Annotated in this window: 11 protein-coding genes; 4 read left to right on the forward strand and 7 right to left on the reverse strand. The window is 46.9% G+C overall.

Annotation, left to right across the window (positions count from 1 at the left end; all coding sequences use genetic code 11):
* Positions 1 to 123 precede the first annotated feature (123 nt).
* Both tadA and grxC read right to left on the reverse strand, forming a co-directional pair.
* Positions 124 to 615, reverse strand: a complete 492-nt coding sequence (tadA, locus tag IQ257_RS25675) for a tRNA adenosine(34) deaminase TadA (protein ID WP_193878513.1) — start codon at positions 613 to 615, stop codon at positions 124 to 126.
* 22 nt (positions 616 to 637) lie between these two features.
* On the reverse strand, positions 638 to 952 hold the full coding sequence (gene grxC / locus IQ257_RS25680; RefSeq protein ID WP_193878512.1) for a glutaredoxin 3: 315 nt from the start codon (positions 950 to 952) through the stop codon (positions 638 to 640).
* 146 nt (positions 953 to 1,098) lie between these two features.
* On the opposite strand from grxC, the gene IQ257_RS25685 reads away from it, so the two are divergent.
* Both IQ257_RS25685 and IQ257_RS25690 read left to right on the forward strand, forming a co-directional pair.
* On the forward strand, positions 1,099 to 1,737 hold the full coding sequence (locus IQ257_RS25685; protein ID WP_193878511.1) for a Uma2 family endonuclease: 639 nt from the start codon (positions 1,099 to 1,101) through the stop codon (positions 1,735 to 1,737).
* An 82-nt stretch (positions 1,738 to 1,819) separates the two neighbouring features.
* Positions 1,820 to 3,979, forward strand: a complete 2,160-nt coding sequence (locus IQ257_RS25690; RefSeq protein WP_193878510.1) for a DEAD/DEAH box helicase — start codon at positions 1,820 to 1,822, stop codon at positions 3,977 to 3,979.
* A 265-nt stretch (positions 3,980 to 4,244) separates the two neighbouring features.
* Here IQ257_RS25690 and ppc read toward each other — a convergent pair whose 3' ends face one another.
* On the reverse strand, positions 4,245 to 7,358 hold the full coding sequence (ppc, locus tag IQ257_RS25695) for a phosphoenolpyruvate carboxylase (protein ID WP_193878509.1): 3,114 nt from the start codon (positions 7,356 to 7,358) through the stop codon (positions 4,245 to 4,247).
* Between the two features lie 124 nt (positions 7,359 to 7,482).
* The gene (locus IQ257_RS25700) at positions 7,483 to 7,731 is read right to left on the reverse strand and encodes a hypothetical protein (RefSeq protein WP_193878507.1); all 249 of its coding nucleotides are present in this window, start codon (positions 7,729 to 7,731) and stop codon (positions 7,483 to 7,485) included.
* A gap of 395 nt (positions 7,732 to 8,126) precedes the next feature.
* On the opposite strand from IQ257_RS25700, the gene IQ257_RS25705 reads away from it, so the two are divergent.
* Positions 8,127 to 11,099: a DUF1574 family protein gene (locus IQ257_RS25705; protein WP_193878505.1), complete on the forward strand. Its 2,973-nt coding sequence runs from the start codon at positions 8,127 to 8,129 to the stop codon at positions 11,097 to 11,099.
* Between the two features lie 64 nt (positions 11,100 to 11,163).
* Entirely contained in the window at positions 11,164 to 12,681 is a 1,518-nt protein-coding gene (locus IQ257_RS25710) for an MBOAT family O-acyltransferase (protein WP_193878503.1), read from the forward strand.
* A gap of 52 nt (positions 12,682 to 12,733) precedes the next feature.
* Here the strand turns inward: IQ257_RS25710 and IQ257_RS25715 are convergent, their stop codons facing one another.
* The 3 genes from IQ257_RS25715 to IQ257_RS25725 form a co-directional block, all read right to left on the reverse strand.
* Entirely contained in the window at positions 12,734 to 13,069 is a 336-nt protein-coding gene (locus IQ257_RS25715; RefSeq protein WP_193878501.1) for a DUF4276 family protein, read from the reverse strand.
* Between the two features lie 233 nt (positions 13,070 to 13,302).
* Positions 13,303 to 13,557, reverse strand: coding sequence for a hypothetical protein (locus IQ257_RS25720; protein WP_193933312.1), 255 nt, complete (start codon positions 13,555 to 13,557; stop codon positions 13,303 to 13,305).
* Positions 13,558 to 13,559: 2 nt separating this feature from the next.
* Positions 13,560 to 14,043, reverse strand: a 484-nt coding sequence (locus IQ257_RS25725) for an AAA family ATPase (protein ID WP_193933314.1), incomplete at its 5' end; no start/stop codon positions are given.

A 14,043-nucleotide genomic window follows, 5' to 3' on the forward strand; every position in this document is an offset into this window, starting at 1 on the left:
GGATGCGATATTGCGAGAGTGCAGAAGAATTTTAGAGTATGGAGACAACCGTCCAAGTGCATCAGTATTTTTAGACAGAAAGCCCTTTTTTCTGCCCCATCTTCCCCATCCTCCCCATCTCCTTCACCCCCTCTTCTGGCGCTGCTTCTCAAACCAAGATTGAAGTTGCATTCGGCAGGCAGATTCCATAATTCCGGCTAGAACGGGTAAACGATGGTTCGAGGCAGCGCTGTCGGGAATGTTGGCAACGGTACGGATTGTGCCAGTTTTGGGATCGTCAACTCCATAGACGAGAAGTTTGAGCCGTGCCAGGACGATCGCTCCTGAACACATGGGGCAGGGTTCTAGGGTGACGTAAAGGGTACACTTATTTAGATGCCACGTTTGCAGCACTTGACCAGCAGCACGGAGAGCGAGAATTTCCGCATGGGCTGTGGGGTCTTTATCTCGTTCGCGGCGATTCTGGGCAGTTGTCACTAAGTTGCCCTTGCTGTCAACAATTACGGCACCTACAGGGACTTCCCCCGCTTCACCTGCGGCTTGGGCAAGAGCGATCGCTTGATTCATCCACCCCTGGTGAACCTGATAGGCGGCTTCATCAATTGGGGGTAGCATTTGTTGTTTAGCTTATATCTCCTTAAGTCACTGGCTCTGCCAAAAGTGGGTCTAATCCCCCTTGGCTGTCTAGGGCATAGAGGTCATCGCAGCCACCAATATGCTCCTTGTTGACGAAAATCTGCGGCACGCTTCGGCGTCCGTCAGCACGTTGAGCCATTTGGTTTCTGGCAGCTTCGTTACCGTCAATCTTGTACTCCGTGAAGTTTACCCCCTTCCACCAAAGCAATAACTTAGCTCGAATGCAGTAGGGGCAAGTTTGCCAAGTGTAGATTTCAACGTTAGCTTTAATACGCTCTGGATGGCGTCCTAGGAGAGAGTTGAGAAAGTCCAGCATTTTAAACCGCTTTTTAATCGTCGTACTCTAGCCTAAAACATTAAGGAGCTAAAAGCGATCGCTGTTGAGTCAAGCAAGTTAAGCTAAATGGTACGGATTGAAGCCCTGAACTGATACCAATATTTCTTAGATCTGGAGAAATAATTATGCTATTAGAGTTAAAACAATTGAGAATTCAACCCGGTCAGCAATTGCTGATTGAAGATGTGAGCTGGCAGCAATTGGAAAGTCTCTTAGCGGAACTGGGGCAAAGTCGCGCTGCAAGACTTTCTTATAGTAATGGACTGTTAGAAATTATGGTTCCCCTCCCCGAACATGAGAAAGCTAAGCAAATTATTGGCGACATGGTAAAAATTTTATTGGAAGAACAACAAATTGCGTTTGAGTCGTTGGGTTCGACAACCCTAAAAAATGAACATATGACTCAGGCTGTAGAACCGGATGCCTGTTTTTACATTCAAAATCAAGCGGCTGTTATCGGTAAAAATCGGCTGGATATGAGTGTAGATCCGCCCCCAGACTTAGCCATAGAAATTGATCTCACCTCCCGCACTCAGTTGGAAAATTACCAAATGTTGGGAGTGCCGGAACTCTGGCGATATGGGCGAAGAGGGCTACAGATTAACGTTTTGCAAGCTGCAAGATATGTAGAGTCCGATTTTAGCCCCACTTTTCCAGATATTCCGATTGTCGAACTGATAAATCGATACGTCCAGCAGAGTCAAGTTTCTGGTAGAACCCAAGCCATTCAAGATTTTAGAAGTTGGGTACGGGAAAATTTATAATCTCAAAGGGGAGAGAGGTTGAGAGTAAAGGGGTTACAATGCGTACCTAAACGGAATTAATAGAATTAATCAATCAACAGGTATGAGCCAACAGCCGTTTAACCGACTGGCACCCTTCATCCAAGACTACATCTACACCCACGGCTGGACAGAATTAAGACAAGTCCAAATCGAAGCCTGTCGCATAATCTTTGATACCAATGCTCACCTATTACTTGCCGCAGGCACTGCTTCAGGCAAAACCGAAGCCGCGTTTCTCCCCGTTTTAACCCTTCTCCACCAAAACCCCTCAAAAACCGTTGGCGTACTCTACATCGGTCCAATTAAAGCCCTGATTAACGACCAATTTGAACGCCTCAATGATTTACTGCAAGAAGCAGATATCCCCGTTTGGGCTTGGCATGGCGATGTTTCTTCCAGTCGCAAGCAAAGGCTGTTGAAACATCCGCAAGGTGTACTGCAAATTACCCCCGAATCTCTAGAAAGCTTGTTAATCAACAAAACCTCTGAACTGACGCGCTTGTTTGGGGATTTACGGTTTGTCATTATCGATGAAATTCACGCTTTTACAGGTTCTGAGCGCGGGAGTCAGATTCTTTGCCAACTGGCTCGCCTATCCCGATGCATCCAAAAATCACCCCGTCGGATTGGGTTATCTGCTACCTTGGGTGATTATTCACTGGCTGAGGAGTGGTTACGTTCTGGGACTGAACTACCTGTAATTACGCCTCAAATTCAGGGAGGACAACGAAAAGTGCAACTAGCAATCGAACATTTTTACAGTTCAGATGCTAATGAACTTACCTCCTACACCCACTACCTCTTCAACCATACAAAAGGCAGAAAATGTCTCATCTTTGCGAATAATCGCACTGAAGCAGAATCCGCGATCGCTTCCCTGCGGACAATTGCCAAAACCCAAAAATTACCCGACATTTACCACGTCCATCACGGTAGCATTTCCGCCTCCCTACGAGAAACTGCTGAAGCGGCCATGCGCGGCAATTCCCCTGCTGTCACTGCTGCTACTGTCACCTTAGAATTAGGAATTGACATTGGGCAATTAGAACGAGTGATTCAACTCAATGCTCCCTTTTCTGTCTCCAGTTTCTTGCAGCGGTTGGGACGAACAGGAAGACGAGGACGCCCTGCGGATATGCGATTCATTTGCACAGAAGAGGAACCCTCAGGAGAAGAATCTCTACCCGAACAAATTCCCTGGCAAATGTTGCAGTGCATTGCCATTATTCAACTTTACTTAGAAGAACGCTGGATTGAGCCGATAAAGCCGCCGCGCTACCCGTTAAGCTTGCTGTATCATCAGACAATGAGTATCTTAGCCTCGGTAGGAGAACTTTCACCCCCTGCCCTTGCCCAACAAGTTTTAACATTACCGATATTTACCGCCATTTCCTCAGAGGATTTTCGGCAACTATTGCACTATCTTATTGATATTGATCACATTGAACAGACAGAAAAGGGCGGATTGATTGTCGGAATAACGGCAGAAAAAATTGTCCGTAATTTCCGATTTTATGCCGTCTTTTCCGACTCATTAGAATACAGTGTGCGAGATGATTCCAGGGAAATTGGTAGTATTGTCATGCCACCTCCACCGGGAAATCGATTTGCCCTTGCTGGGAAAACGTGGGAAATCCGAGATGTTGATACCAAGAGCAAAACTCTTTGGGTTAAACCCGTTGACGGAATTGCTAGCACCTCTTGGCGAAGTGGCAGCGGCAGCATTCATACTAAGGTGTTGCAACGAATGCGCCGAGTTTTATTTGAGGATGTTGATTATCTTTACTTACAAAATGGAGCAAAAGAGCGGTTGAGAGCGGCGCGTCAGTTGACAAAATTTTTCAGGTTAGATAAGGAGACTATTTTGCTTATTGACGGTAAGAATTACTGCATTTTTCCTTGGGCGGGAACAGTGGCTTACCGCACACTGGAACGATTTTTGAATGTTAGGGTGAGGGAGTCGTTGGATATTAGAAGGATTGGCGGTAAATCTCCCTATTTTCTGACTATTAAATTAGGTAAAAACACCGTTGAAGAATTAGAAGCAGAAATCTTATCGTTTTGCAAAAAAGACTTGACAGGAGAAGATTTAGTTACTTCTGATGAAGCGCAGAAACTGCAAAAATATGATAAGTTTATTCCCAATAATCTGTTACGCAAAGCTTTTGCTGGCGATTATTTAGATGTAGAAGACCTTCGACAAACCATGAGAACGTGGTAATAAAATAATAAAAATTTGATAAACGTTGTGGTGTAGTAGCCCTCACCCTAGCCCTCTCCCTTGGGGAGAGGGAACAAGAATATCAACCCTTCTCCCCTCTCCCCAAGGGAGAGGGGTTGGGGGTGAGGGCGCATGAAGTGATTGTTAGTCAATCAGCACAAACACCATTAACTATGTTTCTTCTGGATTATGTCCTTGCCATCCTCTGAGGTATCGAGAAGCTTTAACTTCAATGCCTTCCTTTGTCTTGATTTACAAGTATCCCTCAACCTGTATTTCTCATCCCAGCAGCAATCCCATTAATCGTCAACAACGCCCCGCGCAACAACTCACCTTTGCTGTACCTCGAATGTACGAAACCTGATGCCATCTGATCGCTGTGCTGGCGTAGGCGCTTGAGCAAGGATACCTGCAAGAAACCGAGGGGAACAATCGAGCCATTGCGTAAGTGTACCGATCGCTGCAAATCCGGGTCGCCATCCAGCAGTCGCTTATGTCCCGTAATCATTAAAATTAAATCGCGGGTGAGATTGAACTCATTGGCAATCTGCTCAAACAGGTGTTCAAATCGTTCGAGGTCTTCTGGTTTTGAGAGTTTCTGCACGTAATGACTGGCAATTTGCAAATCCACCTTAGCCAAAGTCATCTCAACTTTAGAAATAACCATTTTGAAGAAGGGCCACTTGAAGTAAAAGTAGCGCATCAGCTTCAAATTTTCTTCGGGTTCCTCATCCAAAAAGCCTTTGAGGGCTGTGCCAACGCCGTACCAACTGGGCAGTAAAAAGCGGCTTTGAGTCCAGCTAAAGACCCACGGAATTGCCCGGAGACTGCCAAAATCTTTCTTGCCACCTCGGCGGGTAGGACGAGAGCTAATTTGCAACTGGCTAATTTCCTGGATGGGTGTAACTTCATTGAAGAAATCCAAGAAATCAGGTTGCTCGTAAATGAAGGAGCGGTAATGCTGACGCGATCGCGTTGCCAACTCCTCCATTATTTGATTCCACGGCTCGATATTGTCAAAGCCACTACCCAGCAAACTGGCTTGAATCACTGCCGTTGTCACCGTTTCCAGGTGATACAAAGCTAGTTCTGGCAGGGAATACTTTGATGCTAAGACTTCTCCCTGTTCAGTAATCTTAATTCGCCCCTGAATACTATGCCCCGGTTGTGCCAAAATTGCTTCATAGGCTGGACCCCCACCACGACCCACTGAACCACCGCGTCCGTGGAAGATACGCAACCCTATACCATACTCCTCCGCCATTGTCTGTAGGGCTTTCTGGGCTTTGTGGATTTCCCAGTTACTGCTCAAGAAACCAGAATCCTTATTGCTGTCGGAGTAGCCCAGCATTACCTCTTGCAAATTCGGAGTTAACTTTCCTTGATCACAATTCGCTTTCTTCTCGGCAGACTTGTTCTCCTCACCCCCTGGCAGATTGGCATACCCTCCCCCTAAACACGCCCGATAGAGAGGTAACTCAAACAGGGCTTTCATGACTGTGGGTGCTCGCTTCAAATCTTCCACGGTTTCAAATAACGGCACCACTTGAATGCAGCTCATACCCGTTGCCGGATCATAAAGTCCCGCTTCCTGAGCTAGTAGCAACACTTCCAACAAGTCGCTGACTTCATGGCTCATGCTGATGATGTAAGTCTGGCAAATCTCTTCCCCAAACTCTTGTTGGAGTCGCCGCAGCATTCGGAACGTTTCGATCGTTTCGCGGGTTTTCTCGGAAAAAGGCAGTTCAGTCGAAATTAACGGGCGTCGGGTGGGCAACTCTTTAGTCAACCACTCCCTGCGCTCGACTTCCGATAGCTCGTTGTAGGGCTTGGGTAAGATTTGCAGGTATTCAGTAATCTCGTTTATGACATCCGAGTGACGGGAGCTTTCCTGACGGATATCCAGATGCGCCAGATTGAAACCATAAATTTCTACCTGACAGATGAGATTTTCCAAATCGCGGCAGCTCATCCCCGTCTCTGCCAGGTTGCGCTCGAGGAGTTGCAACTCCGCTAAAAATTCAGCTCCCGATCCATAAATACAGGAGTTGATACTGTCGTCGGCAATTTCGGGTTGCAGGGGTTTGCTATGGGAGATGCGACGGTTGCGTTCGAGGGTGTTTTCCAACCGTTGCTGCACGTATGCCAACTTCAGACGATACGGCTCCTGTCGGTAGCGAATTGCCAGCCGCTCGTAAACCTCTGGCATTTGTGAGCGATTTTGCTCTAGGGAGTCCAATAGCTCTGGTAAAACGTCGCTCCAGTGCAGAGACAGGCTCAACGAATTAGTCAGGTGCCTAATGGAGGTGATATATTTTTCTAGCACCAAACTACGTTGGTAGCAGGCTGTTTGCCAGGTTACTTGGGGCGTTACCGACGGATTCCCATCTCGATCTGAACCCACCCAAGAGCCAAACTTACAGAACTTCTTTCTTGGTGGTTTCAGCCAGGGAAACGAAGCGTTTAATCCTTGCTTGAGGCGGTGATACAACTGGGGAATGGCATCAAATAGAACTTCTTGGAAGTAGTGAAGTGTGTAATCTACCTCATCGAGAACTGTGGGTTTAAACTGATGCAACTCATCAGTGCGCCACCACAAACTTATTTCTTCCTTTAGTTGTTCAATACATTCTTCGACTTCCCAAGAGGACATCCAGCCCAAAGCTCTAACTGCTTCCTCGGCTTGGTCTAGTTTTTGCAGTATTTTGGCAATACGCTGCTGTTTGGCTCGAATTGTGTGCCGGACGATTTCTGTGGGATGGGCGGTGAAAACTAGCCGCACGTCTAAATTGTCAATTAACCGCTGAATTTGTTGGGGTGGTACGTTTAGCTCGTACAAGTGGGAAAACAACCAGTGAAATGTACTGGGTGTGTGTTGGGAGGAAGTAGTTTCCTGCCAGGTTTTTTCGAGTAAATTGGCGATCGGATCGCTCCCTTGAGCCTCTGCCTCAATCGAGTTGCCCGATGCCGTGGTCGAATTCCCCTTGGCAGCGGGTTCGGTTGTAGAATCTTCCGTTACGGCAGTCGTGTTGTAAGTGGCGCGTCGCGAAAGTTGTTGATCGCGCTGTTCGTAATGCTGCTCGACAATGTTGATGAGTTGGAAATATAGCGCAAACGCGCGGGATGCCCGAATTGCCGCATTGAGGTCAAGCTTTTCTATAACTTCAGGAATGGATGAGTTGGGGAAATCTGTGGCTTGTCCCTCTGGCGAACTCAATTGGCGCAATGATGCCAGCAAATCGACTAATTCTTGACCGCATTCAGATAAAAGAACAGACTTCCATAATTCTTCTACAACCTTGAGGCGATGGCGCAGCAACAGCTTGGAGGTAGAAGGGATGGCAAATGCTTGCTCGGATGACTGGAGGAGAGAACTCATATAAGGTCTGTCGCAGTGAGACAAAGACGATCCATTGTACGGGGTTTGTCGAACTGTGCGGAGTTGCACAAGTAACGAAATAAAGTCTGTAATCGACAGGCACAGACCTGTCCTAGGGGATAATTTATGTTTTGGAGTCCTCTAATTCTTCAGGTGTTGACTCTGGAAAGGGGAGAATTGGCAAGCGATCGCCTCTAAAGACTTCCTCACTTGCAATCCCAAGGGACTCTAAAGAGGAGCTAACTGCTTGCATTGAGCAAACCCCAAGAAGTATCGGTCCAGCCGCTAGACTGACTAATAAGTCTGCGGGAATTAGGGCTGGGGACGTTTGATCGGTTCTAGTCGTCTGTTGTATTGGGTTAGAAGATGACATAAGCAAAGCTAAGAATAATCAGAAACGTTTACTGAGCATATTGAGACTGCCGCAATCAAATACCCTAGCGCTGCCTGAGATGTTTTAGTAGCATGGGTTGGGTATTCGAGTTGAAAACCCAATGGCTTGGATTGGCGTTGAGTCAGGTTAGTGTAATGGATTGGATATCATTGATTACCCAGAAGAGAACGATCCTGCTACAGTTTAGTTGACATTCTCTATTCCCAACCCGGATGGGGAGGGTAAAGAGTTTTTTCCGATTACCCTTGGAGGTTTTTAGATGGATTTAGGTGAATTATACTGTACTGTCTTCCTAGGGGCGAATCATCCCGGCTCTCGTTATATTTGTTTACTTTAGAAAAAAATCACCCTCCGTTCAGGTCAGTAAATCTGTAATGTTGGATGTCGATCAGCGCAATTTAAAGGATCGTCCGTCCTCCTTGGCTCAATGGGCATACGATGTCATCGGACAACCAGGGGTTTACCTGCGTGTCCGCTTGCGAGGAAATAACCTGCACATTCTCTGCGAAAGCCATCAGGCGCTAGCAGCCCATGCAATCGTGAACCGCTTTCTAAAAGCGCTCAAAGTACGGCAGGGAACAGTGCAATTTCCCATTGAGCTGGAGAACCCAATCTACCAAATCACCATTTACGGGCGCAGGGCGAAAAACCCCCGTCCCGATTGGATCAAGCACATTCGAGTCAAAGCGACTTCCACCGATAACACCAATGCTTCCCTAGTTATTTCTAATGAAAGTTTGGCTCGTTCGGGTTCCCCAGAAGCGATCGCTCGCTATCTGAGTGCTAACCTAAGTCACCTGGGAGTTAGTGTCAAAGTCCTGATCCAAGAGTTAGGAGCAGGGGGGCAGTTTGTATCCAATGTCGAGCCTAACCAAGAATCCTATTCCTGCAATCGTCGTCTTTGGGTGGTTTGTACGTCTAACTACAGCCCCGATTTGTCCCTGTTAGCCGAGCCGTTAGTCGAGCAGTTGCGTGCCTTGCAGCTTAAAGAATTTCGAGACGCGGCAGTTTGCGCTCAGGTGAGCGGAGAAACTAATCCGGAATGGACGCTGCGGGTGGATTTGACGCCTGCGGAGGAAATGCTTGAGGATTGGGCGTGCTGGGGAGACGTGCAAGCAATAGCCAGAATTTTAGATCGGGAACTCACTCCATTGGGGATGCAAGTGCGAGCGTTCCAGAAAGAGGCAACCTTGCATTTATTTTGCCTCGCTAGTGTCGATGGCAAACCCACTGTCCCAGATAAGCCAGTAGCTGTAAATGCGATCGCACCAGTTTTGGAGTCAATCGCCCCTCAAGGTATCAAAGCGGCGGCGATTTACGGGGTGGAATCTGATCGCTTTTCCCTAGAACTTGAACCCGAGAAACCGCTCTGGGTTGATTGGTTAAACCTATCAACGTCAGAGGAGGAAACCCTATCAGCCTTTTCTTTAGCTCAACAAGGAAAGTATGATGCCTTGACCTTTTTGCTGGAACGGTTGCTCAATCCCGATCTTGATCGCTGGTTGGCAACAGGCGGTATTCACCTAAAAATTCGCCGCAAGGACGATTTGCTGCACATCATGAGCGAGGCACCTCTGTGTCCGTCTCAAGTTCAAGTCGGTCCCCCCATTGCCCGATTTCTGCGCCAGCTTGCCCTACCCAACATTGCTGGTGTTCGGATCTACGGACGCCGCACGGGTGTCACCTCCCCTTCGTGGAATTACGGGGTTGATTTCGTGGCGCGACGGCGTTTAGTACCGGAAGCGACTCCAGAGTTTGCCGCCTCAGATGCCTGCGTGAGCGATTTGGTGGCTCCACCAGGAGAATCTGTTCTGCGCCCGGATTTAACGGAAAATGACCTCAAAGAGGGTCTACAGAAAGTTTCTCAAGGCATCGTTCGGACAATTCAACATTGCTTGTGCTATTCCCAGTTATTTATCCCTACCCTAGACAACAAGGCTCTTAGTGTCCGACGTTCCGGTCTAGAAAACAGCCAAGGCGCTAAAGTGGCAATGGTTTGGGGTATATTAGGGTTGCTGCTAACGTTTCAGGCAGATTGGCTGATGGGTCAACTTGTGCGGTCGCGAACCAATTTTCATAGGGCACCCACTTCGGCAGCAACAGAGGGAACACCTGCATCGATGTCTCTACCTCAACTGTCATTACAACGAGATAGTAATTGGGGAGCAGATAACTTTAATGGTTCAGGATTTACCCGTGAGGGGGCAACTAGCATTATTATTGATGATTCCTCCACCTCTGAGCGAGTCAGTGCCGCTAAAATAGCCGCCTTAGCCGTAGCGCGATCGCCTAATCCTTCCTTTAACAACCAATTATTAGACCAAAAACTGGCACTTTACCAACACCGCTTCCTGCAAAGTGGTCCCCCCGATGTTCTGATTATGGGCAGTTCTCGGGCATTGCGAGGCATCGATCCAGTGACACTGCAAGATGCCTTGGCAGCTCAGGGGTATTCAGACATTGAAGTGTTTAACTTTGGCGTCAATGGGGCAACGGCTCAGGTGGTAGACTTGATAATCCGCCGCGTTTTAACCCCAGACCAATTGCCTAAATTAATTATTTGGGCAGATGGCGCTCGGGCTTTCAATAGTGGTCGAGTGGATACGACCTATAATGCGATCGCGTCCTCAGACGGTTATCAACAGCTCAATGCTGGCACCTTTCCCAATCGCACCGGCAAGAACTCTTCTGGAACAAACTCAACCGCCCAACCCTTAGCAGTATTGCAGCACACTCATCAAGCCCTTGATGAAACCCTGAATCACTCTTTAGGCAATCTTTCCTCTGCGTACTCTCAGCGAGACGAACTCAAATCTCTGTTGCGAAATCAGTTTGTGACAGTCTTAAAACAAGCAATTCCCCAAGCTCCAACCCCTCCTAATCCAGAGGAAGCGTTAGGCGAAGAGGAATTCATTGACTTTGATGGCTTTTTACCCCTTTCGGCTCGCTTCGATCCGGCGAAATACTACCAAAATCATCCCAGAGTAAAGGGTGCTTACGATAGCAACTATCAATCGTTTCAGCTCAGGGGCGAACAAGATAAAGCCCTCGAAAGTCTTCTACAATTCGCTAAAGCACACGATATTAATATCGTGTTTGTAAATTTACCCTTGACTCAGGATTACTTAGACCCGGTACGCAGTAACTATGAAAAACAATTTCAGCAGTATATGCATACCACAGCTATAGAACAGGGACTGATTTTTCGAGACTTGAGCGATTTATTGCTTAACGAACCCGATTATTTTTCTGACCCCAGCCACCTGAATCGCTACGGGGCTTATGAAGTGTCTAACTATCTAGCTCAAGATCCGATGATTCCTTGGTCATTAGTTGTTGGTAATTAGTTATTAGTGATTGGTCAGTGTCCGTTGCCACTTCCAAAAGACAAGGACAAAGGAAAAATAACAAATGGCATTTGTTTCGATTATCTACGGACTTTTCCTATTAGCTGTCCTGGTAGCTTACTGGTTGGGACACTCAGCTTCATTTCGATTGTGGGTGCTGGTAATTGCCAGCCTGTTTTTTTACGCCACGCTGCAAATCCAATACATTCCCCTGCTAATAGTTATTACCCTGATTAACTATTACTTGGGCAGGGCTATTGGTGTGAATACGGCGCGGGGTTTACATATTGCCAATCGCCGTCTTTCTAATGAAGATTGGCAGGTGGCGCAGGATCTTTGGGATCATCGACGCTTAAAGCTGTTGTGGCTGGGGATTGGGTTAAATATTCTGTGTTTGGTGAGTTTTAAGTATGTGCCGTTTGTCTTGACTAGCATAGCTGCACCCCTGCATATTCCGGCTATCCGAGAGACGGGTAACTGGATTGGCGATCGCTTAATTGCTCCTTTAGGACTTTCGTTTTTTACTTTTGAGTGTATTGCTTACCTGATTGACTTGTATCGGGGAGCGCCAGCGACTCAGAAACTGTTGAATTTTACAGCGTATAAGTTATTTTTCCCTAAACTAATTTCAGGTCCTATCACTCGCTACCATCAGTTTGCTGGGGAGATGAATACATTACAATTTCCCAGTCTGGATCGATTAACCGAGGGACTCTGGCTGATTGGTTGCGGTGCGTTTAAAAAGGCGCTATTGGCAGATCGGATTGGGATTCTTGTGGATTTGAGTTTTGGCAACTTGGAACGGGCGGGTAGTGGGGACTTGTGGCTGGCTATTTTTGCTTACGGGTTGCAACTTTATCTAGATTTTAGCGGTTATGTAGATATTGCCCGTGGTAGTGCGTTGCTGCTGGGATTCAATCTGCCCGAAAACTTTGACTTCCCGTATTTCAGCACCAGCATTGCTGATTTTTGGCGGCGCTGGCACATTACTTTAGGGGATTGGATTCGTAACTATCTCTATTTTCCCTTAGGTGGGTCCCGTAAGGGTTTGAGTCGCACCTGCTTAAACCTGTTTGTTGTTATGCTAATTATTGGTATTTGGCATGGTGCGGCGTGGGGTTTTGTGGTTTGGGGCGGACTGCACGGACTGGCTTTAGGGGTTCACCGATTGACTCAAGCAGCGTGCGATCGCGTAATTTGGTTGCAGCGCTGGTGGGAAACGGCGTTGGGAGTATTGGTTGCTTGGTTTATAACCCAGTTAATGGTTTTTATCTCTTGGATTTTCTTCCGGTTGCCGAGTCTTCAACAAGCAGTTTTTGTACTCCAGAATCTTTGGGGACAGCAGGCAGATGTTCAATTTGGTGAAACAATTTACATTCAAGTCTTTGGTTTGGAACGTTTCCAAATTGCTCTTCTGTTTGGGGCATTAGGGGCAGCGATGGGTGTTGTCTACTTTATGAGGCGGGGGCTGAAGTTACAACTCAACTGGCCCGTAAAGTTGCTGTTGGTGCCGATGTGCCTGTTTGCCGTCTGGGTTTTGGCTCCTGCTGGGGGTCTACCTTATATTTACTTTGATTTCTAATGAGTAACTATTGGTTTCTGCGGGGATGATGGGAAAGGTGCTGAGGATGTGCTTAAATTCCTCCTGTTATCTTTTCTGCAAAGCGAACAAAGGTAACGCAGCGTCTAAGCTTGTTCAAATTTTCTAGCTTTTCAACAATCATCTTCGCGTGCTGTCTATCTACATAGGGATGACCCGTATTTTCCTGAAAGATTTTGTTCAGTTGTTTCTTGGGGTTTTTTATTCCTTCTGGTTTTTTCTTGTCCTTGACTTTGACTGGATGGGTAGGTTTTGAAAGAACTGCGGAAATAGCACGACCATCAGCGAGTAGCCATGCTTCCAATTCTTCTTCAATACAAACTAAGTACACATTCTCTGGTGTTACTCCAGCAGTAGCCAGTGAATTCATAATGATTTCGCAATCCTCTTTCCGGCAAGGGCGTTGACCTTTTTCGCGCCAAGCTGGAAATAGGGCTTGCTGAATAAGTGCCTTGGTGAGGGTAGGGAACTGCTTAACAGGGAACAGGCAACAGTTTCACCCCCCTATCTCAGATAGATTATGCAATAGCATCCTCCAAAAAGGCTAGGATTTTCAGCATCTAGGTGCAAAAATCTTGCACTTTATTCACTTTTAATCGTCCTCTAACCCTTAATGTATGAGGGTTTCCAGTTTGTGCAGCAAGCCCGAAATAGATCCCAAACAATGATAATGCGATCGCATCCGTCTGCTAATAACTGGGCAGCAAAACTGCCACACTCAGAAAGTAGATTGGGTTTATTGCCAAGTGTGACAGAGGGAGCAATTTCGATATCTGGATCGAGCATACGCACCAAGTGTTCGCACACACTTTTATCTGCCCCATCTGGGTCGCATTCAAATATCATTCCAACTTTCATGCTTACCCTTGTTGACTCAACCGATTCATGGTGTAGAGTTTGCCGGGACCGAACTTTTTAGACCATTCTTGGAGTGATTCTTGATCGGCAGGGCGACTGAATACAGGTTGCCCAGTATCGTCACGTTCAACCAGAATAATTTGAGACAGGGATAAAAGATCGAGTAAATAGGGTGAATGAATTGTAATAATTACTTGAGTCTTACCTGCTTCAATCACATTCCGAATTTCATCCACAATTAGATGAATAGTTCTCGGATCAAGACCGTTTTCGATGTCTTCAATTACAATTAAGGGCGCAGGTTCAGGATGCCTCAACAATGCCAACAAGGCTAATATTCTTAGGGTTCCTGTCGATAAGACACTCAAGAGGCGACAAGGAATTGAGGTATTGGGGGCAGAAAGCCTATGAGTGTCAGCCGTAAAACGAACCGAGATCACGCCAAAAAGACAACCCGACCGATGGTGGAAGAAGAAGTCATTGCCA

Origin of the sequence: Coleofasciculus sp. LEGE 07092 (assembly GCF_015207375.1) — a bacterium.
Classification (GTDB): Bacteria; Cyanobacteriota; Cyanobacteriia; order Cyanobacteriales; family Coleofasciculaceae; genus LEGE-07092.

Excerpts from the sequence above, each read along its gene's own strand:
- tadA (WP_193878513.1), bottom strand. The coding sequence starts at position 615 with ATGCTACCCCCAATTGATGAAGCCGCCTATCAGGTTCACCAGGGGTGG.
- grxC (WP_193878512.1), bottom strand. The coding sequence starts at position 952 with ATGCTGGACTTTCTCAACTCTCTCCTAGGACGCCATCCAGAGCGTATT.
- IQ257_RS25685 (WP_193878511.1), top strand. The coding sequence starts at position 1,099 with ATGCTATTAGAGTTAAAACAATTGAGAATTCAACCCGGTCAGCAATTG.
- IQ257_RS25690 (WP_193878510.1), top strand. The coding sequence starts at position 1,820 with ATGAGCCAACAGCCGTTTAACCGACTGGCACCCTTCATCCAAGACTAC.
- ppc (WP_193878509.1), bottom strand. The coding sequence starts at position 7,358 with ATGAGTTCTCTCCTCCAGTCATCCGAGCAAGCATTTGCCATCCCTTCT.
- IQ257_RS25700 (WP_193878507.1), bottom strand. The coding sequence starts at position 7,731 with ATGTCATCTTCTAACCCAATACAACAGACGACTAGAACCGATCAAACG.
- IQ257_RS25705 (WP_193878505.1), top strand. The coding sequence starts at position 8,127 with ATGTTGGATGTCGATCAGCGCAATTTAAAGGATCGTCCGTCCTCCTTG.
- IQ257_RS25710 (WP_193878503.1), top strand. The coding sequence starts at position 11,164 with ATGGCATTTGTTTCGATTATCTACGGACTTTTCCTATTAGCTGTCCTG.
- IQ257_RS25715 (WP_193878501.1), bottom strand. The coding sequence starts at position 13,069 with ATGAATTCACTGGCTACTGCTGGAGTAACACCAGAGAATGTGTACTTA.
- IQ257_RS25720 (WP_193933312.1), bottom strand. The coding sequence starts at position 13,557 with ATGAAAGTTGGAATGATATTTGAATGCGACCCAGATGGGGCAGATAAA.